21 protein-coding genes are annotated in these 21,586 nt (G+C 71.2%); 7 read left to right on the top strand and 14 right to left on the bottom strand.

Annotation, left to right across the window (positions count from 1 at the left end):
- Positions 1 to 67: 67 nt before the first annotated feature.
- The 3 genes from IB242_RS03350 to IB242_RS03360 all read right to left on the bottom strand — a co-directional run bounded on the left by IB242_RS03350 (position 68) and on the right by IB242_RS03360 (position 4,562).
- Positions 68 to 1,558, bottom strand: a complete 1,491-nt coding sequence (locus IB242_RS03350) for a CoA-acylating methylmalonate-semialdehyde dehydrogenase (protein WP_192275863.1) — start codon at positions 1,556 to 1,558, stop codon at positions 68 to 70.
- Positions 1,559 to 1,948: 390 nt separating this feature from the next.
- Positions 1,949 to 3,073 (bottom strand): alanine dehydrogenase, encoded by a 1,125-nt coding sequence (gene ald, locus IB242_RS03355; protein WP_192275865.1) that lies wholly within the window; start codon positions 3,071 to 3,073, stop codon positions 1,949 to 1,951.
- A gap of 121 nt (positions 3,074 to 3,194) precedes the next feature.
- Positions 3,195 to 4,562 (bottom strand): aspartate aminotransferase family protein, encoded by a 1,368-nt coding sequence (locus IB242_RS03360; RefSeq protein ID WP_192275867.1) that lies wholly within the window; start codon positions 4,560 to 4,562, stop codon positions 3,195 to 3,197.
- A 123-nt stretch (positions 4,563 to 4,685) separates the two neighbouring features.
- Between IB242_RS03360 and IB242_RS03365 the strand changes: the two genes are divergently transcribed.
- Positions 4,686 to 5,234, top strand: a complete 549-nt coding sequence (locus tag IB242_RS03365) for a cupin domain-containing protein (RefSeq protein ID WP_192275869.1) — start codon at positions 4,686 to 4,688, stop codon at positions 5,232 to 5,234.
- A gap of 298 nt (positions 5,235 to 5,532) precedes the next feature.
- Positions 5,533 to 7,035, top strand: coding sequence for an aldehyde dehydrogenase (locus IB242_RS03370; RefSeq protein WP_192275871.1), 1,503 nt, complete (start codon positions 5,533 to 5,535; stop codon positions 7,033 to 7,035).
- A gap of 78 nt (positions 7,036 to 7,113) precedes the next feature.
- Here IB242_RS03370 and catB read toward each other — a convergent pair whose 3' ends face one another.
- The 3 genes from catB to IB242_RS03385 all read right to left on the bottom strand — a co-directional run bounded on the left by catB (position 7,114) and on the right by IB242_RS03385 (position 9,299).
- A complete protein-coding gene (gene catB / locus IB242_RS03375) occupies positions 7,114 to 7,752 on the bottom strand; it encodes a type B chloramphenicol O-acetyltransferase (RefSeq protein WP_192275873.1) in 639 nt (212 codons plus the stop codon).
- Between the two features lie 668 nt (positions 7,753 to 8,420).
- Complete coding sequence (locus IB242_RS03380) at positions 8,421 to 8,678, bottom strand: hypothetical protein (RefSeq protein WP_192275875.1); 258 nt, start codon at positions 8,676 to 8,678, stop codon at positions 8,421 to 8,423.
- A 129-nt stretch (positions 8,679 to 8,807) separates the two neighbouring features.
- Complete coding sequence (locus IB242_RS03385) at positions 8,808 to 9,299, bottom strand: DUF1456 family protein (protein WP_192275877.1); 492 nt, start codon at positions 9,297 to 9,299, stop codon at positions 8,808 to 8,810.
- Positions 9,300 to 9,736: 437 nt separating this feature from the next.
- Here IB242_RS03385 and IB242_RS03390 point away from each other — a divergent pair, with 437 nt between their 5' ends.
- Positions 9,737 to 9,946, top strand: coding sequence for a DUF4287 domain-containing protein (locus IB242_RS03390; protein WP_192275879.1), 210 nt, complete (start codon positions 9,737 to 9,739; stop codon positions 9,944 to 9,946).
- A 9-nt stretch (positions 9,947 to 9,955) separates the two neighbouring features.
- Positions 9,956 to 10,405 (top strand): VOC family protein, encoded by a 450-nt coding sequence (locus tag IB242_RS03395; RefSeq protein WP_192275881.1) that lies wholly within the window; start codon positions 9,956 to 9,958, stop codon positions 10,403 to 10,405.
- Between the two features lie 64 nt (positions 10,406 to 10,469).
- Here the strand turns inward: IB242_RS03395 and IB242_RS03400 are convergent, their stop codons facing one another.
- The 3 genes from IB242_RS03400 to IB242_RS03410 form a co-directional block, all read right to left on the bottom strand.
- Positions 10,470 to 11,135, bottom strand: a complete 666-nt coding sequence (locus tag IB242_RS03400) for a DUF4375 domain-containing protein (RefSeq protein WP_192275884.1) — start codon at positions 11,133 to 11,135, stop codon at positions 10,470 to 10,472.
- A 173-nt stretch (positions 11,136 to 11,308) separates the two neighbouring features.
- Positions 11,309 to 12,697, bottom strand: a complete 1,389-nt coding sequence (locus tag IB242_RS03405) for an alpha/beta hydrolase (RefSeq protein ID WP_192275886.1) — start codon at positions 12,695 to 12,697, stop codon at positions 11,309 to 11,311.
- Positions 12,698 to 12,815: 118 nt separating this feature from the next.
- Positions 12,816 to 13,913 carry a DUF5694 domain-containing protein gene (locus tag IB242_RS03410; protein ID WP_225539987.1) on the bottom strand — a complete coding sequence of 366 codons (1,098 nt, stop codon included), beginning with the start codon at positions 13,911 to 13,913 and terminating at the stop codon, positions 12,816 to 12,818.
- A gap of 489 nt (positions 13,914 to 14,402) precedes the next feature.
- Between IB242_RS03410 and dapA the strand changes: the two genes are divergently transcribed.
- A complete protein-coding gene (gene dapA, locus IB242_RS03415; RefSeq protein WP_192275888.1) occupies positions 14,403 to 15,305 on the top strand; it encodes a 4-hydroxy-tetrahydrodipicolinate synthase in 903 nt (300 codons plus the stop codon).
- Between the two features lie 39 nt (positions 15,306 to 15,344).
- Here the strand turns inward: dapA and IB242_RS03420 are convergent, their stop codons facing one another.
- The 3 genes from IB242_RS03420 to IB242_RS03430 form a co-directional block, all read right to left on the bottom strand.
- The gene (locus IB242_RS03420) at positions 15,345 to 16,484 is read right to left on the bottom strand and encodes a membrane dipeptidase (RefSeq protein ID WP_192275890.1); all 1,140 of its coding nucleotides are present in this window, start codon (positions 16,482 to 16,484) and stop codon (positions 15,345 to 15,347) included.
- Between the two features lie 133 nt (positions 16,485 to 16,617).
- Positions 16,618 to 16,797: a hypothetical protein gene (locus tag IB242_RS03425; RefSeq protein WP_192275892.1), complete on the bottom strand. Its 180-nt coding sequence runs from the start codon at positions 16,795 to 16,797 to the stop codon at positions 16,618 to 16,620.
- A gap of 34 nt (positions 16,798 to 16,831) precedes the next feature.
- Positions 16,832 to 17,074, bottom strand: coding sequence for a hypothetical protein (locus tag IB242_RS03430; RefSeq protein ID WP_225539989.1), 243 nt, complete (start codon positions 17,072 to 17,074; stop codon positions 16,832 to 16,834).
- A 249-nt stretch (positions 17,075 to 17,323) separates the two neighbouring features.
- On the opposite strand from IB242_RS03430, the gene IB242_RS03435 reads away from it, so the two are divergent.
- Positions 17,324 to 17,578 carry a hypothetical protein gene (locus IB242_RS03435; protein ID WP_192275896.1) on the top strand — a complete coding sequence of 85 codons (255 nt, stop codon included), beginning with the start codon at positions 17,324 to 17,326 and terminating at the stop codon, positions 17,576 to 17,578.
- Positions 17,579 to 17,591: 13 nt separating this feature from the next.
- Here the strand turns inward: IB242_RS03435 and IB242_RS03440 are convergent, their stop codons facing one another.
- Positions 17,592 to 19,034, bottom strand: coding sequence for a PLP-dependent aminotransferase family protein (locus tag IB242_RS03440; protein WP_192275898.1), 1,443 nt, complete (start codon positions 19,032 to 19,034; stop codon positions 17,592 to 17,594).
- A 61-nt stretch (positions 19,035 to 19,095) separates the two neighbouring features.
- Between IB242_RS03440 and IB242_RS03445 the strand changes: the two genes are divergently transcribed.
- Positions 19,096 to 19,788, top strand: a complete 693-nt coding sequence (locus IB242_RS03445) for a hypothetical protein (protein ID WP_192275900.1) — start codon at positions 19,096 to 19,098, stop codon at positions 19,786 to 19,788.
- Here the strand turns inward: IB242_RS03445 and IB242_RS03450 are convergent.
- Positions 19,770 to 21,383: a family 43 glycosylhydrolase gene (locus IB242_RS03450; RefSeq protein WP_192277677.1), complete on the bottom strand. Its 1,614-nt coding sequence runs from the start codon at positions 21,381 to 21,383 to the stop codon at positions 19,770 to 19,772. The genes IB242_RS03445 and IB242_RS03450 overlap by 19 nt on opposite strands.
- Positions 21,384 to 21,586: the final 203 nt, after the last annotated feature.

The following is a 21,586-nucleotide window of genomic DNA, read 5'->3' on the forward strand; positions in this document are numbered from 1 at the left end:
CCGGCGGAACAGGACGGGCGGGGAGTGTAGTGGTGCGGTGCTTACGCCGGCGTGGTGCCGTGCCGGCTCACTGCATGGTCGGCATCGTGAACTCGGCGCCGCGCGCGCCCTCCGGCCAGCGGGCGGTGACCGTGCGCATGCGGGTGTAGAAGCGCACGCCGTCCGGGCCATGCATGTGCAGCGGGCCGAACAGCGAGCGCTTCCAGCCGCCGAAGCAGTGGAAGGCCATCGGCACCGGAATCGGCACGTTGATGCCGACCATGCCGGCCTGCACGCGGTGCGCGAACTCGCGCGCGGCGCCGCCGCTGCGGGTGAAGATCGCGGTGCCGTTGCCGTACTCGTGGCTGTCGACCAGGGACAGCGCTGCGTCGAAGTCCGGCACCCGCACCACGCACAGCACCGGGCCGAAGATCTCCTCGCGGTAGATGCGCATCGCCGGCGTGACCCGGTCGAACAGGCTGCCGCCGAGGAAGAAGCCGGGTCCGGCCGCGGCCGGATGCGCGCGGCCATCGACCACCAGCTGCGCACCTTCGGCGACGCCGGCGTCGATGTAGCCGCGCACGCGCTCGCGGTGCGCGGCGCTGACCAGCGGGCCCATGTCGAGGTCGTCGCTGCCGGGGCCGATCCGCAGGGCTTCGACCTGCGCCGCAAGTGCGGCGACCAGTGCATCGGCGGTGGCATCGCCGACGCAGACCGCGACCGAGATCGCCATGCAGCGCTCGCCGGCCGAGCCGTAGCCGGCGCCGAGCAGGGCCGATGCGGCCGCGCCGATGTCGGCGTCGGGCATCACCACCGCGTGGTTCTTCGCCCCGCCCAGCGCCTGCACACGCTTGCCGGCGGCGCTGCCGCGCGCATGCAGCGCCTCGGCGATCGGGGTAGAGCCGATGAAGCTGACCGCCTGCACGCGCGGATCGTCGACCAGCGCCTCGACCGCGACGCGGTCGCCATGGACCACGTTGAACACGCCGTCGGGCAGGCCGGCCTCCTGCAGCAGGCAGGCCAGCTGCAGCGCGGCGCCCGGTACGCGTTCGGACGGCTTGAGCACGAAGCTGTTGCCGCAGGCCAGCGCCACCGGCGCCATCCATAGCGGGACCATCACCGGGAAATTGAACGGGGTGATGCCGGCGACCACGCCCAGTGGCGCGTGCTGGCTCCAGCTGTCGACGCCACGCCCGACCTCGGTCGAATGCTCGCCCTTGAGCAGGTGCGGAATGCCGCAGGCGAACTCGACCACCTCCAGCCCCCGGGTGACCTCGCCGCGTGCGTCGGACAGGGTCTTGCCGTGTTCGGCGCTGATCGTTGCGGCCAGTGCGTCGGCGTCGCGTTCGATCAGCCCGCGCAGCCTGAACAGCACGCGTGCGCGCTGCAGCGGCGGTGTCGCCGCCCACGCCGGGAAGGCCGCCGCGGCCGCGTCCACCGCGAGATCCACGTCGCCGGCGTCGGCGAGCGGTACCCGCGCACTGACGGCGCCGGTGGCCGGGTCGGTGACCTCGCCGTGGCGGCCGCTGCTGCCGGCGCTGGTCTGGCCGCCGATGTGGTGATGGAGCTGGGTGGTCATGGTGTGTCCCTGGCGTTGGATCCAGCGGGAGTGCGTCCGTGGGGGGGGCGAAGGCGCTGCACGTTCAAAGGCGGGATGAACGCATCACCGGACGCACGCGTGCGAAGGTGGGCACGACGCATGCCGGCGCCGCGCGTCGGCTGCACCATCTTCTGTCGATGCTGCATGTGGCTGCACGTTGCGGTCACGGCGCTCCGTTGTTCAAGGTGCAGTCCGTGCAGGAGCAGGTTCGGAAAGCTCGCCACCGGGGCGATCCGTGCCAGCCGTGGATGCTGGTCCTGCCCGATGGCGGCCGCTGCTTCCGTCGCAGACCCTCGTCTGCAGGCGACTGCGGGCGCTCCGTCTTCAGCAGTGAGACACCGGGCATGGCGATCGCGGCTGCGGCCGCTCCTACAGCGACAGCTGCAGCGCCTCGTTGGCCGGCGTGTAGGGCAGCCCCAGCGCATCGGCGACCGCCCGGTAGGTGACCTTGCCGGCATGGACGTTGAGCCCGTTGCGCAGGTGCACGTCGTCCAGCAGCGCCTGCACCGCGCCCTTGTCTGCCAGCGCCAGCGCGTGAGGCAGGGTGGCGTTGGCCAGGGCGAAGGTGGAGGTGCGGGCGACACCGCCGGGCATGTTGGCCACGCAGTAATGGATGATGCCGTCGACCTCGTAGGTCGGCTCCTGGTGCGTGGTCGGGCGGCTGGTCTCGAAGCAGCCGCCCTGGTCGATCGCCACGTCGACCAGCACCGAGCCGGGACGCAGCAGCGCCAGCTGCGCGCGGGTGACCAGCTTGGGCGCGGCGGCGCCGGGGATCAGCACCGCGCCGATCACCAGATCGGTATAGGGCAGGCGCTCCTCGATCGCGTCGCGGGTGGAATAGATCGTGGTCAGGCGGTCGCCGTAGAGCGCGTCGACCTGGCGCAGCCGCTCCAGCGAGCGGTCCAGCACGGTCACGTGCGCGCCCAGGCCCATCGCCATCCGCGCCGCGTTCAGGCCGACGCTGCCGGCGCCGATCACCATCACCTCGGCCGGCTTCACCCCGGGCACGCCGCCGAGCAGGATGCCCGAACCGCCCTGGGCCTTCTCCAGCGCATGCGCGCCGGCCTGGATCGCCATGCGCCCGGCGACCTCGCTCATCGGCGCCAGCAGCGGCAGGGTGCCGTGGTCGTCGGTCACCGTTTCGAACGCGATCGCGGTGCAGCCGGACGTCACCAGCGCCGCGGCCTGGTCCGGATCGGGCGCCAGATGCAGGTAGGCGTACAGCACCTGGCCCGGGCGCAGCATGGCGCACTCGGCCGGCTGCGGCTCCTTGACCTTGATGATCAGCTCGGCCCGCGCGTAGACCTCGGCCGCGTCGTCGACGATCTGCGCGCCGGCCGATTCGTAGATGTCGTCGCCGATGCCGATGCCGGCGGCGGCACCGCGCTGCAACAGCACCTGGTGGCCGCGCGCGGACAGTTCACGCACGCCCGCGGGCGTCAGGCCGACGCGGTACTCGTGGTTCTTGATCTCTTTCGGAACGCCGATCAGCATGGGGTTCTCCCGTTCGATGCGATGTCGCTGTCTGGATGTGGCTGGGGGGCGCATGCAGCAGGCGCGACCGCGGCCGCCATCGATGCGTCATCGGGCATGGTGGTCGCGGCTGGGGCCGCTCCTACAGACGCTCCAGCACCTCGCGCAGCATGGCGAAGATGCTGTCGATGTGCTGTCGTTCCACGATCAGCGGCGGCGACAGCGCCACCGTGTCGCCGGTCACCCGCACCAGCAGGCCGCGCTGGAACGCGCGTTCCAGCACCTGGTAGCCGCGCGCGCCGGGTGCGCCGTCCTGCGGCGCCAGCTCGACCGCGCCGATCAGGCCGTAGTTGCGGATGTCGACCACATGCGGCAGGCCGCGCAGCGCGTGGATGCCGTCCTGCCAGTACGTCTCCAGTTCCAGCGCCTTGTCGAACAGGCCTTCTTCCTCATAGGTGTCCAGCGTCGCCAGCGCGGCGGCGCAGGCCAGCGGGTGGCCGGTGTAGGTGTAGCCATGGAACAGGTCGATTGCGCCGGCGGGGCCGGTCGTGAAGGCGTCGTGGATCGTGTCGGACACGAACACCGCGCCCATCGGTACGCAGCCGTTGGTCAGGCCCTTGGCCGTGGTCATCATGTCCGGTGTCACCCCGAAGCGCTGCGCGGCGAAGGCGTTGCCGACGCGGCCGAAGCCGGTGATCACCTCGTCGAAGATCAGCAGGATGCCGTGCCGGTCGCAGATCTCGCGGATCCGCTGCAGGTAGCCCGGCGGCGGCAGGATCACGCCGGCCGAACCGGAGATCGGCTCGATGATCACCGCGGCGATGGTGGAGGCATCGTGCAGCTGCACCAGCCGTTCCAGATCCTCGGCCAGTTCGATGCCGTGCTCCGGCAACCCGGTGCTGAAGGCGTTGCGCTGCAGATCCAGCGTGTGGCGCAGGTGGTCCACCGCCGGCAGGCCGGGGCCGAACCACTTGCGGTTGTTGGGCAGGCCACCGACCGAGATGCCGCCGAAGCCGACGCCGTGATAGCCCTTCTCGCGGCCGATCAGGCGCACGCGCTGGCCCTCGCCGCGGGCACGGTGGTAGGCCAGCGCGATCTTCAGCGCGGTGTCGACCGATTCCGATCCGGAGTTGGTGAAGCACACGTGGTCCAGCGGCCGCGGCGCGATCGCCTTCAGCCGCTCGGCCAGGATGAAGGGCAGGGGCGAGCCCATCTGGAAGTTCGGCGCGAAATCGAGCGTGGCGACCTGCTTGGCGATGGCCTCGACGATGCGCGGCCGCGCATGGCCGGCGTTGCAGCACCACAGGCCGGCGGTGGCGTCGAGGATCTGCCGCCCATCCACGTCGCGGTAATGCATGCCTTCGGCGCTGGCCAGCAGGCGCGGCGCCGCCTTGAACTGCCGGTTGGCGGTGAACGGCATCCAGAACGCATCCAGCGAGGCCGGCGCCTCCAGGTTGCGGGCGGCGTCGTAACGGGCCAGGGCGCTGCCCAGGGACGTGTCCTCGTGCATCGTGATCCTCCGCGGACTGTTCGAAAAAATGGACAGCTGCCCGAGTCTACGGCGAAAAAATTGACCGTTCCATGCCCCTGTGTAAAGTATCCGCAACACCCCGGCCCCGGAGCGGCACCCGGCATGGACATCGGCGCACGCCTGCAGCGCGTCCGCACCGCGCATGGCCTGAGCCAGCGCGAACTGGCCCGGCGCGTGGGCGTCACCAACAGCACGGTGTCGCTGATCGAGCAGAACAAGGTCAGCCCGTCGGTCAGCTCGCTGAAGAAGGTGCTGGACGGCATCCCGATCTCGCTGGCCGAGTTCTTCACCCTGGACCTGGACCCCGGCCCGCCGGAGGCGCCGTTCTACGCGCCCGACGAACAGCCGGACGTCGGCAACGACGGCATCCACTATTTCCTGGTCGGCCAGCACCGGCCGCAGCGGCAGATGTGCATCCTGCGCGAGGTGATGCCGCCCGGCAGCGACACCGGCGAGGCGATGCTGGTGCACGAAGGCGAGGAGGGCGGGGTGATCGTCGCCGGCCGGGTCGAGGTCACCGTCGGCGGGCAGGCGCGCGTGCTCGGCCCGGGCGAGGCCTACTATTTCGACAGCAGCGTGCCGCACCGCTTCCGCAACGTCGGCGAGGATGACGCGGTGATCGTCAGCGCGAACACACCGGCGACGTTCTGATGCCCATCACCGCCGCTGGCATCCGCACGCGTCATGGCGCTCATTCACGCCACGCCGCCGGGCGCACCGTCGGTTTTCCCTCAGCGCCGGATGTCTGTGTGAGTCGAGAGCAGCCGACCGCACATGACCCCGAGCGGCATCCGCACCCGGGGTCGACGCGGCTGGGCACGCAGCTCTTTCTTCCCTGCATGGAGAGCGGGACCGAAGGACGGAGGTTGGCGCTCCCGGCGTTTGCAGATCCGTTCGCCGCACCACGATCCTGATGTCCTCATCGAAGATGAATCCCGGAGACCACCGCATGTCCACACCCCGCACCCGCGCCGACTGGCAGGCCATGGCCGACGGCCTCGACATCCGCACCCGCGCCTTCATCGACGGTCGTCACGTCGATGCCGCCGATGGCGCGACCTTCGACTGCATCAGCCCGATCGACGGCCGCGTGCTCGGCCAGGTGTCCGCCTGTGGCAGCGTCGACATCGACCGCGCGGTCGCCGCGGCGCGGCGCAGCTTCGAGGCCGGCGGCTGGTCGCGGGCCAAGCCGGTCAAGCGCAAGAAGACGCTGCAGACGTTGGTCGCATTGATCGAGCGGCACGCCGATGAACTGGCGCTGCTGGAAACGCTGGACATGGGCAAGCCGATCGACGATGCGGTCAATGTCGACCTGGCCGCGACGATCCGCTGCTTCGCGTGGACCGCCGAGGCGCTGGACAAGGTCTATGGCGAGGTTGCGCCGACCGGCAACGACGAACTCGGCCTGATCACCCGCGAGCCGCTGGGCGTGGTCGGTGCGATCGTGCCGTGGAACTTTCCGCTGCTGATGGCGGCGTGGAAGCTGGCCCCGGCGCTGGCGGCCGGCAATTCGGTGGTGCTCAAGCCGTCGGAGAAATCGCCGCTCAGCGTGCTCCGCCTGGCCGAACTGGTCGCCGAGGCCGGCATTCCCGACGGTGTGTTCAACGTGGTGCCCGGGCATGGCCGCGATGCCGGCGAGCCGCTGGCGCTGCACATGGATGTCGACGGGCTGGTGTTCACCGGCTCGACCGCGGTCGGCAAGCGTCTGCTGCAGTACGCCGGGCAGTCGAACATGAAGCGGGTCTACCTGGAATGCGGCGGCAAGAGCCCGAACCTGGTGTTCGCCGACGCGCCCGACCTGGACAAGGCGGCCGAGGCCGCCGCGTCCGGCATCTTCTACAACCAGGGCGAGGTCTGCACCGCCGCGTCGCGGCTGCTGGTCGAGCGCGGCATCAAGGACGCCTTCGTCGCGCGCGTGGTCGAGGCCGGACGGAAGATGCAGCCGCGGCATCCGCTGGAACCCGGCGCGGCGATGGGCGCGCTGGTCGACGAAGGCCAGGCGCAGCGCGTGCTCGACTACATCGGCAAGGGCCGCGACGAAGGCGCGCGGCTGGCGCTGGGCGGCAACCGCGCCGAGCCGGTGGCCGGCGGCTGCTACATCGAACCGACCGTGTTCGACGACGTACGCCCCGACCACACCATCGCCCGCGAGGAGATCTTCGGCCCGGTGCTGGCGGTGATCCCGTTCGACGACGAGGCCCAGGCCCTGCGCATCGCCAACGACACCGAGTACGGTCTGGCCGCCGGCGTGTGGACGGCCAACCTGTCGCGCGCGCATCGCGTCGCCCGCGGCCTGCGTGCCGGCAGCGTCTGGGTCAACTACTGGGACGGCGGCGACATGACCGCGCCGTTCGGCGGCTACAAGCAGTCCGGCAACGGCCGCGACAAATCGCTGCATGCCTTCGACAAGTACACCGAGCTGAAGGCGACGTGGATCAACCTGGGCGATTGACGACGGCGCATCGCGTCGTACACCCGCATGACGCCCGCGGCGTGCGCCGGTGTGCGCGCGGCAGGCGTTGCTGCCGGATCAGGAGGCGGCGGCCTCCGCCTGCCACAGTCGGTACAGCGCTTCGATGTCCGACGCGCACAGCAGCGGCATCGCCTGTTCGATCCGCTCCAGCGGCCAGTCCCACCACGCCATCTGCAGCAGCATCGCGATCTGGTCGTCCTGGAAGCGGGTGCGGATCGGCCGCGCCGGGTTGCCGGCCACGATGGTGTAGGGCGCCACGTCGCGGGTGACCACCGCTCGGCTGGCGATGACCGCGCCGTGGCCGATCCGGATGCCCGGCATGACCATCGCTTCCGCGCCGATCCACACGTCGCTGCCGACCACCGTGTCGCCCGCGGGCTGGAAGGCGTCGATGGCGCCGCCGAAGGCAGGCTCCTCCTGCATGTAGAAGAACGGGAACGTGCTCGCCCAGTCGTGGCGATGGCCTTGGTTGCCGGCCATGATGAAGCTGGCGCCGGTGCCGATCGAACAGAAGCTGCCGATGACCAGCCTGTCGACATCGTCGCGGTCCGGCAGCAGGTAACGGGCGCAGTCGTCGAAACCGTGGCCGTGGTAGTAGCCGGAGTAGTAGCTGTAGCGGCCGACGTGGATGTTGGGATTGGTGACCTGCTCGCTGAGCAGCCGGCCCTTGAACGGGCTCTCGAAATGCTGGTGCATCGGGTGGATCCAGTGCGATGTGCTGGCAGTGTCCCACGCACCGGCACCGCTTGGCTGCAGCGCTGCGGCGTGCCGATGAAGAATACCGCTGCGGAACAGGAAATCCTCTTGTCGCCCGAAGGACGGCACCCAGGCAGAGATCGCGGATCACCGCTGTCGGCCTGCTGCTGGCGTCCGGTGCCGCATGCGCCGACGGTGGCGCCGCCTCGCTGGTGCCCGATGCGCTCGAGCCGGGCACGATGGCCAACCGGACGCTGCAGAACGACGCGATGGTCGGCACGGTGTCCGCGCTCGGGCTGCGCGGCTGCGACGAGCGCCGCGGGCTGGATGCGTTCATGACCCGCCGGCCGACGGCGAACCGGGAGCGCGCGGATGGCAGGAGGTCCGGGGCGTGCGGTGCGACAACGGCCGCTATCCGATCCGCATCGACTTCCGCGAGGAGGTGCCGGCGGCGCACAGTGGAGCATCAGGGACGAGCGCGACGCGGCATCGGCGCCGCCGGCCGCAGGGCGATGATCGGGTCTTGAAGCCAGCAGCGGCCCGCTCGCGCGGCTATATGTGGCCGTGACCGGACGTGGCGCATGCGGGTGCGGCCAGCGCGTCGTTCCGGGGCATCGCGGGGATGACCTGCGTCGGACCGGAAACCTGCCGGCGTCCGTCGGTATCAATCACGTCGACCTCGGGCCGTTGGCGGTACGCCTGCGCTGCAGACGGCGCCGGAGCGACACGCGCGCCGCGATGCCCAGCGCGCCGAACAGCAGCCACAGCAGGGGAAGGGCGACCAGTACCGCGACATAGCCGCAGCTGCCTTCGAAGCAACTGCCGAGCGCGCCTGCCTGCGCGAGCAGCCCGGCGCCGATGCAGGCTGCGACGAAGGCGGCGACCAGGATCGCGAGCGTGATCACGACGTCCCGGAACACGGTCATGGTCGACGCCTGCGGGTGGGTGGCGTGCTGGTGCGGTGTCGCGTGAGACGCAGGTGCAGGCTCGTGCCGGCCCGTCGGCCATTGAGGTGGCGGACGTCCGCGTCCAGCGTTTCACCGGCCATGGTCGGGTCAGCCGCCGCGCTCGCCCTGCTCGCCGGTGCGGAAACGCAGGGTCAGGCCCTTGAGGAAGTTGCGCAGGATCTGGTCGCCGCAGGGGCGGTAGTGCTTGTGGCCCGGCAGCCGGAACAGCGCGGTCATCTCCGGCTTGCTCAGCGGGAAGCCCGCCGCCTCGAAGGTGTCGTGCATGTCCACGTCCTTGAGCTGGAACGCCACGCGCAGCTTCTTCAACACCAGGTTGTTGGTGACGCGCGTCTCCAGCGGTCGCGGCGGCTGGCTGTCGTCGCGGCCGCGGTAGTGGACGATCAGGCCGTCGAGGAAGCGTGCCAGCAGCGCGTCGCTGCAGACCACCGCCCCGTCCTCGCCGTCCTTCTTCAGCAGGGCCGGGATGTCGGCCTTGTCGAGCGGGAACGCCGGATCGGCCAGATGGACGATCTCGACCACCCTGCCATCGCTGAAATCCAGCATGTAGCGGATGCTGCGGAGTACGTCGTTGGTGATCATCGGGCGGTTCCTCGTTCATCGCCCGGGTGTTCAGGCGCGCGCAGTCTAGCGCCTGCGGGCGCACGCCGGCCATGCGCAGGCTGACTGGACCGCCGTGCCGCATCCGGACAGCGGCGCGTCGGCGGGCGCGATGCATGGCACGGGAGTGACGGGCGTTCAGCCTCCCTACGGGGTCGCTCCGTGCATGCCTTCCCGCGGTCATGTCCGAACCGCAAGCAGCGGTCGATGATGCGATGGTGTCCGCGTTCCATGGCCGACGCCACGCATGCCCTGGCGCGTGGCCCGGCCGGTGCCGATCGCCGGCGACCCTGCCCGGTCGAGCGCAGCCGCGCGCGCGTCGCCTTTCCGTCGCCCACGTGGCTGCCGGTCGCAGCCGATGTCGAAGCGCGGCATTCCCATCCGTCGTCAGGGCATACCGTCCATCAGCGAGGTCCAGCATGGCAGCAGCAGAAAGGATCACAGGCCCGGCGTCGTACTTTCCCTCGATCGAGAAGACCTACGGCCAGCCGGTCGAACACTGGTTCGGCATCCTGCGTGCGGCCGGCGAAGGCCGGCACATGGCGCTGGTAGACCTGCTCAAGCGCGAGCACGGGCTGGGCCACGGGCATGCGAATGCGCTGGTGGCCTGGCATCTCGCCGGGAAGTGAGGAGGATCCATGCCGATTCCCTTCAGCATCGAGCGCATCGACGATCTGGTGTTCCGCGTCGTCGATCTCGAGCGCAGCGTGGCGTTCTACCGGCAGGTACTGGGCTGCGAGGTCGTGCGCAGGCGCGATCACCTCGGCCTGGTCCATCTGCGCGCCGGCGTCTCGATGATCGACCTGGTGGCGGTCGATGGGCGCCTCGGCCGGCAGGGCGGCGCAGCACCGGGGCCGCAGGCACGCAACGTCGACCATCTCTGCCTGCGCATCGCGCCGTTCGACGAGGCCGGGCTGGCGGCGCATCTGCACACGCACGGCTGTCCGCCTTCCGGTCCGGCGCAGTGCAATTTCGGTGCGGAAGGCGAGGGGCCGTCGCTCTGCATCCACGATCCGGACGGCAACGTGATCGAGTTGAAGGGGCCGTCCGTGGTGACGGTGGCGATGGACGCACCGGCACCCGGGTGAGTGCCCGGCGCGGCTGGAAGCGCGTGTGCCGCAGCATTGCGGCGCGTCGGTGACCGCCAGCCTGTCAGTCCTGGCGGTCGTCGCGTGGCTGGTCGTCGTCCGGCCGCGCCGGCTCAGGGCCGAAGTGGATCAGGCCCAGCCGGGCGAGATCGTCGGGATACGCATACCAGGCGTCTTCGAAGGCACCCAGCGCCTGCTGCTCGGCCGTGGTCAACGCCGCATGCAGATCGTGCAGCCCGGTGATTTCCGGCGCGTCCTCGAACCGGTCCATCAGTCCACGCATGCCGGCCAGCGCCGCATGGGTCCGGGTGGCACCGATCGCGCCCAGCGCCGACAGCGCCAGCTGGCAGGTCTGGTCGCCCCAGTTGCACAGGAACTGCATGAAGCCGCCGTTGTTGATGTCCGCTTCCATCCGCCACAGCGCGACCAGTTGCTGGTCCTGGGGCGACAGCGCGTCGAGATTCCAGCCGCGCGCCTGCAGGCGCTTGAGGGCGTTGTCGTAGCGTGCATCCCAGACCAGGTCCGGCACGCTCACCCGTGCCAGCGAGGGCCAGCTGATGCACAGGCCATCCGCGCTCGGTTCCCAGCCTGCGCGTCGTGCCGCATCGGCCCCCTGCAGGCGCGGGTTGCGCGACAGGAACTCGCTGAGCCGCTGGCCGTCCGCCAGATGCAGGTGGACGTGGGTGTCGTCGAACTGGACGGAGCGGATGTGCAGCCGGGACACGGGCATGGTGATCGATCGGAGGCACAGGAGCGGCGCGGAGCGCGGTCGATCCTGCCACAGCGATGCGGAGGCAGGGTCCCGCGGGCAACGCGCACGACATCCCATGCATGGGGCGGCGCAGCCGGCCAGGCATGCAACGATGCGGTCGAGTGGCGGCCTCGGCCGCCGCAGGCGTGGCGTCAGGGCAGAGGATCGGGCTCGCTGCAGCGTTGCGGGACGTCCGTTCCGGCGACGAACGCCGATGCCGCAGCCACGAAGCACTGCGGTGCGACGAAGCTGAGCAGGTGCGCACCGCCCTCGACGGTGCTGAACTGCACCGGTCCGGCGCCGGCCAGGGTCCTCGCATGCACCTGCGCACCGGCGTAGGGCGTGTTGGGGTCCAGGGTGCCGTGGAGTACCAGCGTGCGTGGCACCGCCGACGGCGTGCCGCCGAACCAGCGATCGCGCGGATACGCCGGGACAGGCGCATCGACCAGGAAGCCGGGGATCGCGCTGGTGAACAGCGCATCCCGGGCCTCGTCGTCGACGGTGGCCCGGGTCAGGTCCGGGCGTGCGTTGTTTTCCGACGCCGCGATCAGCATCACCAGTGGCAGGGCCGGCGATGACAGCGGATGCCGCGTCATCGGCGCGGTGATGGCGCGCAGGTCGGCGACGGTGGCGCGCAGCAGCGCGTCGTCGCCGTGGCCCAGTGCCTCGACGATGGCCGGGATGCGGGCACGCAGCGACGGGAAGTTCAGCAGGGTGCCGAAGAAGCGGCGCAGATCGCCACCGGGGATCTGCGCGCGCCAGGCGGGCTCCGTGCCGGCGGTGTCCAGCAGGCGCTGGTAGGCGGCCGAGCCGGCATCGCCGAGGAAGGCGCGGCCGACCGCGTCGACCACCGCGGTGCGATGGCTCAGGTCCCACTGCGGTGCGGTTTCCGGCGGCACCAGGCCGTCCAGGATCAGGCCATCCAGCGGCTGTGGCGCCACCTGCAGCATGCGCAGTGCCAGCTGCGTGCCGTAGGACACGGCATACACCAGCACCTCGCCATCGCCGCGCTGCCGGGCGATCAGGGACGACAGGTCCTGCGCAGCCTCGGTGATGGTGAAGGCCGAGGTCCGTGCCTGGTCGGCATGCAGCGCGCCGATGCACGGACCCCATTCATTGCCGGCCAGGGCCACGCCGTCCGCGCTGCCGGGCGATTCCTGCAGCGGGCACAGCCGCTCGGATCCGCCGGTGCCGCGATGGTCGGCGATCACCAGGTCGTGTTGCGGAAACGCGCGCCGCAGGGTCGGCAGCAGCGGGTGGAACGAGGCGCCTGCTTCGCCCGGCCCGCCGGCGACCAGCCAGATCTGGCCGCGACGGCGATCGGGCGTCGCCGCGGGAAAACGGCGGACGAAGACGCTGATCGATACCGCATCCGGGGCCGCGTGACGCAGCGGAAGGGTGGTGGTCAGGCATTGGCTGCCGGCCAGTTCGGGGAACCCGGCCGTGTCGTCGCAGGCGGTGAAACGGTCCGCGGTCGCAGCGCACGCGGCAGCGGGCAGGCAGCACAGCAGGAGCGCAAGACGGATCGCGGATCGGCGCATGGCAGGGACGGTCGTGGAGGGTGGCCGAGCATGCGGCCTGGCGCCGCTGGCCGGCACTCCCGGAAGTCATGCCGGGAGTGCCGGTGCGAAGCAGGCACGCGGGCTCGAGCGGCGGCGATCACTGCAGGACTTCCAGGGCATCGACGATCTCCACCCCCGACATCCGGCCGAGCCAGCTGTCGTACCAGGCCTTGTGCGAATTGCCGACGATGTTCAGCACGCGCACGCCCGGCCGCTCGCGGACGGCGTCGAGGACGTTGCCGACCATGCGCAGGTTGCGCAGCTCCCAGCCGCCGACCCACATCCGTGCATGGTGCGGCGGCGGCGACGCCGCCCGCAGGGTCCGGCCCACGTTCGCGTCGGCCAGGATCCGCTGGGTGTCGGGATGGTTGAGCGCGCGGTACAGCGGCAGCAGGTCATCGCCCCGGGCGAGCATTTCCTCGCGTGCGATGAGGGCGTCGAGCCCGGCGCGGTCGGTGTCCCAGGCGGCCGAGAGCGCCGTGCCGAACGCCTGCCGGTCGGGCCGGCGATAACGGTCGCCGGTGTGGTCGTCCACCGCATGCACCCGTTCCAGACCCAGCCGCGCGGCCAGGCGCGCGCCGATCCGGTAGTTCTCGTTGTTGCGCGACGCGGTCTGCTCCAACAGCTCCACCAGTGCCGTGTCCAGCCCGTCGCCTGGCCGCCGCTCGAGCGGGTCCAGACGCAGCCACTGCACGTAGGCCGAGGCACGGTCGTTGGCCGCCAGGAACAGCGAGGCCAGACGACGGCGATCGGTGGCGCCCGGCGTCTGCGGCCAGTGCGCCAGGGTCGTCTCGATCCGCGCCAGTGCGGTCGGGATGTCCAGCCCGGTCGCCTGCATCGCCGCCTCGTTGCTGGCGCAGTAGTCGGCCTCGTAGAGGGTGGGATGGCGCGACGCGAAGTCGCATTCGGCGCCGGCATGCGCCTCGATCGTGATGACCTGCGGCGCGAACGCGGCCAGCCGGTCGAGCAGCGGTTCCAGCGCGGCCGGGTCGAACTCCTCGAGCTGGCCGAGATGGACCGAACCGAGCGTGAGCATGCGCGTAGGCGGGCTGGTCATGTCCTGGTCGAAGCCGCTCAGGTCCAGCGCCTCGGCGCGGGCCAGGCAGGGTGCGGCGATCGCCAGGCAGGCGGCGAGCACCCGCGAGGTCCAGCGGTGGACGCGTCGGGGAGCGGGTAAGACCAGGGGGGCGGGCATCGGCTGTCCTCGTGTGGGAAGGGCGGGTGCATCGGCGGTCGGTGTCGTCGGTGAGCCGTGCATCGGCTTGGATGCACACGGGGCGCGCATGGTTTGAGCCTGTGCCGGCATGCAGCGATGCGCACGCCGCGTCGCGACCCGCGGAGTCCGCTGCAGGCGCATTCGCCGGACAGGCGCCGCTGGCAGGAACCCCGGGCCATCCGTCGCGCGCGCAGGGTGCTGCGTGGATGCGCAGGCCGGCACGGCTCGCGATGCCGGACGACCGGCAGGCGACGACGCGGTCTGCAACCGCATGGGCGCGCGTCGCATGATGGATGCGAGGCTGGCCGCCGCCTGCGGCCCCGGCGAAGACGGCCTGCGGTGCGCGGTCGGGATCCGTCGTCCGATGGTTTCCGCGGCAACCGCGAAACGTTGCGCCATCGTCCGTTCATCGCGGTGCCATCGCGATTAGAATCGCTGCGTTGTCCTTCCCCGCATTCCGGTATCGCCATGACTTCTGCAGATGTCCTCCACCGCGGCAGCATCGTCGCGCTCGTCACGCCCATGCATGAGGACGGCAGCGTCGACTACGCCACGCTGCGTCGCCTGGTGGACTGGCACGTGGCCGAGGGCACGGACTGCATCGGCGTGGTCGGCACCACCGGCGAGTCGCCGACGGTCGATGTCGAAGAACACTGCGAGATCATCCGCGTCGCGGTCGACCAGGCCGCCGGCCGGGTGCCGGTGATGGCAGGCTGCGGCGGCAATTCCACCGCCGAGGCGATCGCGCTGGCCCGGTTCGCGCGCACGGTCGGTGCCAGCAGCCAGCTGCAGGTGGTGCCTTACTACAACAAGCCCGGTCAGGAAGGGCAGTATCGCCACTTCAAGGCGATCGCCGAGGCCACCGGCGACCTGCCGATCGTGCTCTACAACGTGCCCGGCCGCACCGTCGCCGACATGCAGCACGCCACCGTGCTGCGCCTGGCCCAGGTGCCGGGCATCGCCGGCATCAAGGAGGCCACCGGCAACCTCGAGCGCGCGCAGTGGCTGATCCGCGAGGCGCCGGCAGGGTTTGCGGTGTATTCCGGCGACGACGCCACTGCGGTGGCGTTGATGCTGTGCGGCGGCCACGGCAATGTCAGCGTCACCGCCAATGTCGCGCCGCGGCTGATGCATGCGCTGTGCGTGGCCGCGTTGGCCGGCGACGTGGCGGCCGCGATGCGGATCCAGCTGCAGCTGCTGCCGCTGCACCGTCAGCTGTTCGCCGAGGCCAATCCGATTCCGGTGAAGTGGGCGATGCAGCGCCTCGGCCTGTGCGGCGGCACCCTGCGCCTGCCGATGACCGAACTGGAATCCGGCAACCAGGCGCCGCTGGAGCAGGCGCTGCGCGACGCCGGCCTGCTGACGGCCTGACGTCCGCCGGCGCTGTTGGCCCGCGCCGGCCCCGGCGGGTCAGGTGCGGGCCGGTGCCCACGCCTCGCCGAACAGGCGGGCGAAGTTGCCGCCGAGGATCCTGTCCACGCGCGAGGCCGGATGGCCGCGTCCGCGCAGCAGCTCGCCCAGGCGTTCGAAGCGGTCGGCCCGGTTGAGGTCGGGAATGATGGTGTAGACGTCCGGGCGTTCGTTGGTGGCGCCGATGCCCAGGCGCTTCCGCTCGTTGACCAGGGCGGCGAAGCTGCTGCGGAATGCGTCGTCGAGCACGACCGGCGAGATCGCGCCGTCGGTGCCGATGCCCACGTGCTCCTCGCCGCAGACGTCCAGCGCGTGCTCGATATGGGCGATCACGTCGGCCGCCATCGGCTGGCCGTCCATCCGCAGGAACGGCATCAGGTAGATGCCGGCCACCCCGCCGCGCTCGGCCAGCAGCCGCAGCTCGGCATCGGTCTTGTTGCGTGGCAGGTCGGCAAGCGCGGCGCAGCCGGTGTGGGTGATCGCCACCGGCCCGTTCGCCGCGGCGATCGCCTCCAGCGCGGTGCGCCGGCCACTGTGGGACAGGTCGATCAGCATGCGGCGCCGTTCCAGGCGCTCGATCAGCTCACGACCGAAGCGGCTGAGCCCGGCATCGGCCGGCTCCATGCAGCCATCGCCCACCAGGTTGCGGCGGTTGTAGGTGAGCTGGAACACGCGCACGCCCAGCCGGTGCAGCAGGTCGACGCGGTCCAGGTCCTCGCCCAGGGCGGTCGCGTCCTGGGTGCCGTAGATCAGGCCGAGCCGGCCGCTGCGCGCGGCCGTGTCCAGATCCTGCGGGCTGCGCACCAGCATCAGCAGGTCCGGATGCTGCGCGATGCGCTCGTTCCAGCGGGCGATGGCGGCGATGGTCGCCTCGTAGTCCTTTGCATAGCTGCCCACGCCGCTGATGGTGACGTTGGTGGCGGTCAGGCCGGAGGCGCGGATGTCGGCGAGCATCTGCGCATCCAGTCCTGCATCCGGACCGGCGCCGTAGCGCCCCGGTCCGCCGAGCGCATCGATGCGCAGGCGCGATGGGCGGTCGGCAGCACGCGCGTGCGGTGGCAGCATCTGCAGCAGCGGAGCCGCCCCCAGCAGCCCCAGCGACGCGATGACTCCGCGCCGCGTCCTGTCGATCGTGGTCATGCCATCTCCCCCTGGATGATCGCCGTCGATCATAGGGGACCAGGCGCGGCCGGGCACAGGCCCCCGCGTCATCGCCCGCAGCGCGTGACTCGCATCCGGCCGGCGGTGCCGGAGCGCGCCGCGGAGGCGCGCGTCAACCGCTGGCCGGCATCCGCGAGAAGACCCACAGCAGCACGCTGCCCAGCAGCGCGATGCCGATGATCAGCGACCACATGATGCGCAGCGGGATGCGCTTGTTCTCGCGCCTCTCGCGGGCCGGCTGCGGCCGTTCGGAGGTTGGTGTGGAACTGCCACGTTGCGGTTGCTGGTTCATGCGGGGTCCTGGTCGGAAGCGGTAACGGGAGGCGTCAGCGTGGACCCTGCGGACAGGGCTCGCCTTCGGGTTCGCCGGGCACCAGGCCGGCCGCGGCGAGCATGCAGTCGATGCGGCGGCTGATGTAGGCGGCGTGCTCGGCCGGAGGGTCGGCATTCAATGGCGCGGCTTCCTCGGCGAAACGCGCCAGTACCCGGGCGTGGTCCTGATCGCCGAGCAGCGTCTGGAGGCGCTGTTCCAGCCGGTCCAGCTCGGCATCGATGTCGGATTTGTGCATCTGGTCCATGCACTGGAGACTGCACGCGGAGCCGTCACGGCCACGTGCAGTGGTGACGGACCCCGACGTGGAAGGGCGATGGCCGCGCGCAGACGGATGGCGTGCGCGGGTGAACGGTTCAGAGGCTGCCGCGGGCCGCGGCGCTCGCCTGCCTGCATCCGCTGTCGGAATGCGCGCCGTTTCGGCAGGCGCCGTCGCTGCGGCGGCCGCCGGGCGTTGTGGGTATCGGGAACCAGGGGACGTCGTTCGATGCCGAATCAGGGAAAGGGCCGGAAGGGCGTCAATGCGATCCATCGTGGCCAGCACGTGCTGGTCACCGCCAGCGTGCGGTTCGATGGCTGGTCGGAAGTCACCGAAGTGGTGATCGTCGGCACCGGTCGCTGGCGTCGTCCGCTGGCGGCGACCTGCGAAACGCTGGATGCGGCGATCGAAGCGGGCATGGCGTACACGCTCGCCCGCTTCGACGGCGTGCCGTCTGCGCCGCCAGCGGGTACCGTCGGCTGAGGCGGATGCCGGATCAGGCGATCAGCGGGCGGGTGTCCGCGCGTCGTCGGCCTGGCTCGCGTGGCAGCGCCGCCCAGGCGCGCGCCATCTGCTGCACCGCCTCGACCAGCTGCGCGGCAGGCTTCGCATAGGGGATCCGCAGCCACGTATCGAGTCCGCCTTCCACGCCGAACACCGGCCCGGGCGCGAGGTGGACGCCGCTGCGTTCGAGCATCCGGCACAGCCGGGTCGCGCTGCCGTGCGGCAGCTGCACCCACAGGGTCAGGCCGCCGTCGGGAAGCCGGAAGCGCCACGCCGGCAGGTGGTCCCGCAGCGCCTGCGCCAGCGCATCGCGTTGCGCACGGACCTGGTCGCGGCGGGTGGCGAACACCTCATCGGCGGCCAGCAGTTCGTTCACCACCAGCTGGTCGAACAGCGAGCTGCCCAGGTCCAGCTGCACCCGTGCTGCGACGATGCGCTCGACCAGCGCCATCGGCGCGCGGATCCAGCCCACGCGCAGGCCGCCCCAGCACAGCTTGGAGGCGCTGCCGACGCTGACCGCATCGGGCGCATGCCGGGCGAATGGCGCCGGCATCGGCGCATCGGACAGCGCGGTGGCCTGCAGCGATTCGTCGACGATGGCGAGGGTGCCCGCCGCATGCAGCGCCGCGGCATGGTGCGCACGCGTCGCGTCGTCCATCAGGAAGCCGGTCGGATTCTGGAAGTCGGGAATCAGGTACGCCAGCCGTGGCCGGGTCTGGCGCAGCGTGGCCTCGAAGCCGGCGGTGTCCCAGCCGGTCTCGCCGAGCGGGTCGGCCAGCGGCGTACCGACCAGGCGCGCGCCGCCCAGCCTGAGCGCCTCCATCGCATTGGGATAGCCCGGGGTTTCCACCGCGATCCGGTCGCCCGGCTGCGACAGCGCACGGGCCACGACGGCGATCGCCGACAGCGCGCCGGAGGTGACCACGATCTGGTCGGAGCGGGTGGGCAGGCCGCGGCGGACGTACAGCGCCGCGATGCTGGCCTGCAGCGCCGGCAGGCCGGCCGGCAGATAGCCGTCGCCGGCCAGATAGGCGGGCAGGGCGGCCAGTGCGCGCGCATATGCGGCCGCGGTGCCGGGCGTGGCCGCGCCGGCGGCGCAGGTCAGGTCGATCGCGCCCTCGCCGGACTTCGTCGCGCCCAGGGTGTGGTCGTGCGCGCGCCTGCGTTCCAGCGGCACCATCGCGAAGGTGCCCGCACCCTGGCGCGCACTGGCGAAGCCGGCGGCGACCAGGTCGGCATAGCTGCGGGTCACCGTGTTGCGCGACACGCCGAGCGCGGTACTGACCGCACGTTCGCTCGGCAGGCGCGTGCCATCGGGAATGCGGCCGTCGCCGATCAGCTCCTGCAGCGCCAGGCACAGGCCGCGATAGGCCGGGATGCGGTCGAAGCGGCCGACCAGCGCGGCCAGGCGTTCGGGAGCGATCGAGCGGTTCATGGGGCCACTATCCCACGATTGGCTCTATCGGGAAGGGCCAATCTGCCGCATCGTGGCCGCCATGAACGCCAATGCCCCCGCGCCCGCACTCAGCAACCTCGGCCCGCTCGCGCAGCTGCGTGCCGGCCGCCTGCCCGAACGCCTGCTGCGGCTGCTCGCCGGCCTGTGGATCTACGGGCTGGCGATCGCGCTGATGATCGAGGCGATGGTCGGCGCATCGCCGTGGGACGTGTTCCACCTGGGGGCGACGCGGCACCTGCCGGTGTCGTTCGGCATGGTGATGGTGCTCACCGCGGCCGCGGTGCTGCTGGCCTGGATTCCGCTGCGGCAGATGCCGGGCGTGGGCACGCTGGCCAACACGCTGCTGCTCGGGCCGTTCGCCGATCTGCACATGGCCTGGCTGGCCGCACCGGAGGCGCTGTGGCTGCGCTGGGCGTACATGCTGGCCGGTGTGGCGCTGTGCGCATTCGCCACCGCGCTGTACGTCGGTGCCCAGCTCGGGCCGGGCCCGCGCGACGGCGTGATGACCGGCGTCGCGCGGCGCACCGGCTGGTCGATCCGCCGCGTGCGCACCTGCATCGAAGTGTCGGTGCTGGCGGTCGGCATGCTGCTGGGCGGCAAGGCCGGTCTGGGCACGCTGGTGTTCGCGTTCGGCGTGGGCCCGCTGACCCAGCTGTTCCTGCGCCATCTGGTGGTGCGGCTGCAACCGGCCCGCGACGTCGATGGCGTGCCGCCTCAGTCCAGTGCGCGGTAGCGGAAATCGCGGAAACGCACCCGCCCGCGCCCGGCGCTGTACAGGCCCAGCCGCAGGCTGAGGAAACCGCCGAACACGTTGTGGTGCAGGCCGGAGACCTCCATCCGCGTGTCGTAACGGGTCCAGCTGCGGCCCTCGTCGTGCGAGTAGTGGAAGCCGACCACATGGCGCTCGTTGCGCAGGCGGATCCGCACGCTCGTGGTGCGCATCGGGACACGCATCCACGGGTGCTCGGCCGCGTACTGGAAGGCCTTGAGCGTGTCCGGCGCGAAGCCGAGGCCGACGAAGGCCTTGTGGTCGTAGAACAGCAGCAGCCCGCCCTCGCTGCCGTCGATCAGGTCCAGCGACACCTCGGCCTCGTAGCTGCGATCGCCGACCAGGCAGGTCAGCGGCGAACTGTCGGCCGGCGTGGCGCCGGCAGCGGCCAGTACCAGTCCGGTGCCGTCGAGCGCCGCACGTGCGCGGTCTTGCGGGCCCGGTGCGTGGAAGCTCCACTGGATGCCGAAGCGGTCGCGGGAAAAGTCGTCCGAGAGCGCCTGGCCGGCGGGGCCGGCCTTGCCGCCGCGGGGTTTGCGCAGCGGACGCGAGAGGTCGCCGCCGACCGGGCGGAACCAGCCGTCGTCGGTCCATTCGATCGGCTCGAGCAGGGTCTGCCGGCCGAGCGTGCGGTAGCCGTTCTCGTAGCCGTGATAGACCATCCACCAGTCGCCGCCAGGTCCTTCGACCAGGGTGGCGTGGCCACGCGACCACCACGGCTCGGCCTCGTCCAGGGTGCGCACCAGCGGGTTGTGCGGGCAGTGCTCCCACGGGCCATGGATCGAACGCGCGCGCGCCGCGATCACCATGTGGCCGGTGACCGGCCCCGCGGTGCCGCCGACCGCGGTGACCAGATAGAACCAGTCGCCACGGCGCAGCAGCTTGGGGCCTTCCGGAGCGAAGTTCTCGGTGACCCAGTCGTCCGGGTAGCGCCACGGGGCATACGCCGGCTCCAGCGCGCCATCGGTGGCCAGACCGTCGTCGCTCAGGCGTACGCGGCGGATGCCGTTGACGAACAGGTAGCGCCTGCCGTCCTCGCCGACGATGTGGCCCGGATCGATGCAGCCGCGCAGGCCGAGGTCGACCGGGTCGCTCCAGGGGCCGCGGATGTCGTCGGCCCATATCACGAAGATCGACCAGCCGTCGCCGCCCGGCGGCTCGGCCGGGATGTAGATGTAGTAGCGGTCGCCGTGCCGGCACAGGTCCAGCGCCCACACCGTGCCCAGTGGCGCGTGCAGCGCCGTGGCGATCGGCGCCCAGTTGACCAGGTCGGTCGAATGCCAGATCACGATGCCGGGGTAGGACAGGAACGACGAGAACGTCATGTAGTAGTCGTCGCCGTCCTTGAGGATGGTCGGGTCCGGGCGGTCGCCGGCGACGATCGGATTGAGATAGGTGCCGTCGCCGAGATCGGCGCCGCGCTGGCCTTCGACGCCGCGGCTCCAGCGCGGGGCGGGCGTGGGCGGGCAGGGCGCGCCCAGGGCGGGCGTGGCGAAGGGAGCTGCGGCGGTCGCCGCGACCAACCCCTTGAACAACCTGCGTCGCGACGGTTCGTGCATGGACATGGCTCGGATGGGATGTCGCCGAGGGTAGCCGGACCATCCGCTGCCGGTGTGGCCTATGTGCAATCGCCATAGCTCGATGGCCTGGGCGCATAGCTCTGCCCGCTGCCGTCGGTGCCGCTGCGGCGGGTGATCGCTCCGCGCTGTGCGTGCGGATCGCGCGCGCTGCGGACGCGCCGACAGGGCGGCCCGACGCCGCG

Origin of the sequence: Xanthomonas sp. XNM01 (genome assembly GCF_014851915.1) — a bacterium.
Classification (GTDB): Bacteria; Pseudomonadota; Gammaproteobacteria; order Xanthomonadales; family Xanthomonadaceae; genus Pseudoxanthomonas.

Excerpts from the sequence above, each read along its gene's own strand:
- IB242_RS03350 (WP_192275863.1), bottom strand. The coding sequence starts at position 1,558 with ATGACCACCCAGCTCCATCACCACATCGGCGGCCAGACCAGCGCCGGC.
- ald (WP_192275865.1), bottom strand. The coding sequence starts at position 3,073 with ATGCTGATCGGCGTTCCGAAAGAGATCAAGAACCACGAGTACCGCGTC.
- IB242_RS03360 (WP_192275867.1), bottom strand. The coding sequence starts at position 4,562 with ATGCACGAGGACACGTCCCTGGGCAGCGCCCTGGCCCGTTACGACGCC.
- IB242_RS03365 (WP_192275869.1), top strand. The coding sequence starts at position 4,686 with ATGGACATCGGCGCACGCCTGCAGCGCGTCCGCACCGCGCATGGCCTG.
- IB242_RS03370 (WP_192275871.1), top strand. The coding sequence starts at position 5,533 with ATGTCCACACCCCGCACCCGCGCCGACTGGCAGGCCATGGCCGACGGC.
- catB (WP_192275873.1), bottom strand. The coding sequence starts at position 7,752 with ATGCACCAGCATTTCGAGAGCCCGTTCAAGGGCCGGCTGCTCAGCGAG.
- IB242_RS03380 (WP_192275875.1), bottom strand. The coding sequence starts at position 8,678 with ATGACCGTGTTCCGGGACGTCGTGATCACGCTCGCGATCCTGGTCGCC.
- IB242_RS03385 (WP_192275877.1), bottom strand. The coding sequence starts at position 9,299 with ATGATCACCAACGACGTACTCCGCAGCATCCGCTACATGCTGGATTTC.
- IB242_RS03390 (WP_192275879.1), top strand. The coding sequence starts at position 9,737 with ATGGCAGCAGCAGAAAGGATCACAGGCCCGGCGTCGTACTTTCCCTCG.
- IB242_RS03395 (WP_192275881.1), top strand. The coding sequence starts at position 9,956 with ATGCCGATTCCCTTCAGCATCGAGCGCATCGACGATCTGGTGTTCCGC.
- IB242_RS03400 (WP_192275884.1), bottom strand. The coding sequence starts at position 11,135 with ATGCCCGTGTCCCGGCTGCACATCCGCTCCGTCCAGTTCGACGACACC.
- IB242_RS03405 (WP_192275886.1), bottom strand. The coding sequence starts at position 12,697 with ATGCGCCGATCCGCGATCCGTCTTGCGCTCCTGCTGTGCTGCCTGCCC.
- IB242_RS03410 (WP_225539987.1), bottom strand. The coding sequence starts at position 13,913 with ATGCCCGCCCCCCTGGTCTTACCCGCTCCCCGACGCGTCCACCGCTGG.
- dapA (WP_192275888.1), top strand. The coding sequence starts at position 14,403 with ATGACTTCTGCAGATGTCCTCCACCGCGGCAGCATCGTCGCGCTCGTC.
- IB242_RS03420 (WP_192275890.1), bottom strand. The coding sequence starts at position 16,484 with ATGACCACGATCGACAGGACGCGGCGCGGAGTCATCGCGTCGCTGGGG.
- IB242_RS03425 (WP_192275892.1), bottom strand. The coding sequence starts at position 16,797 with ATGAACCAGCAACCGCAACGTGGCAGTTCCACACCAACCTCCGAACGG.
- IB242_RS03430 (WP_225539989.1), bottom strand. The coding sequence starts at position 17,074 with ATGCACAAATCCGACATCGATGCCGAGCTGGACCGGCTGGAACAGCGC.
- IB242_RS03435 (WP_192275896.1), top strand. The coding sequence starts at position 17,324 with ATGCCGAATCAGGGAAAGGGCCGGAAGGGCGTCAATGCGATCCATCGT.
- IB242_RS03440 (WP_192275898.1), bottom strand. The coding sequence starts at position 19,034 with ATGAACCGCTCGATCGCTCCCGAACGCCTGGCCGCGCTGGTCGGCCGC.
- IB242_RS03445 (WP_192275900.1), top strand. The coding sequence starts at position 19,096 with ATGAACGCCAATGCCCCCGCGCCCGCACTCAGCAACCTCGGCCCGCTC.
- IB242_RS03450 (WP_192277677.1), bottom strand. The coding sequence starts at position 21,383 with ATGCACGAACCGTCGCGACGCAGGTTGTTCAAGGGGTTGGTCGCGGCG.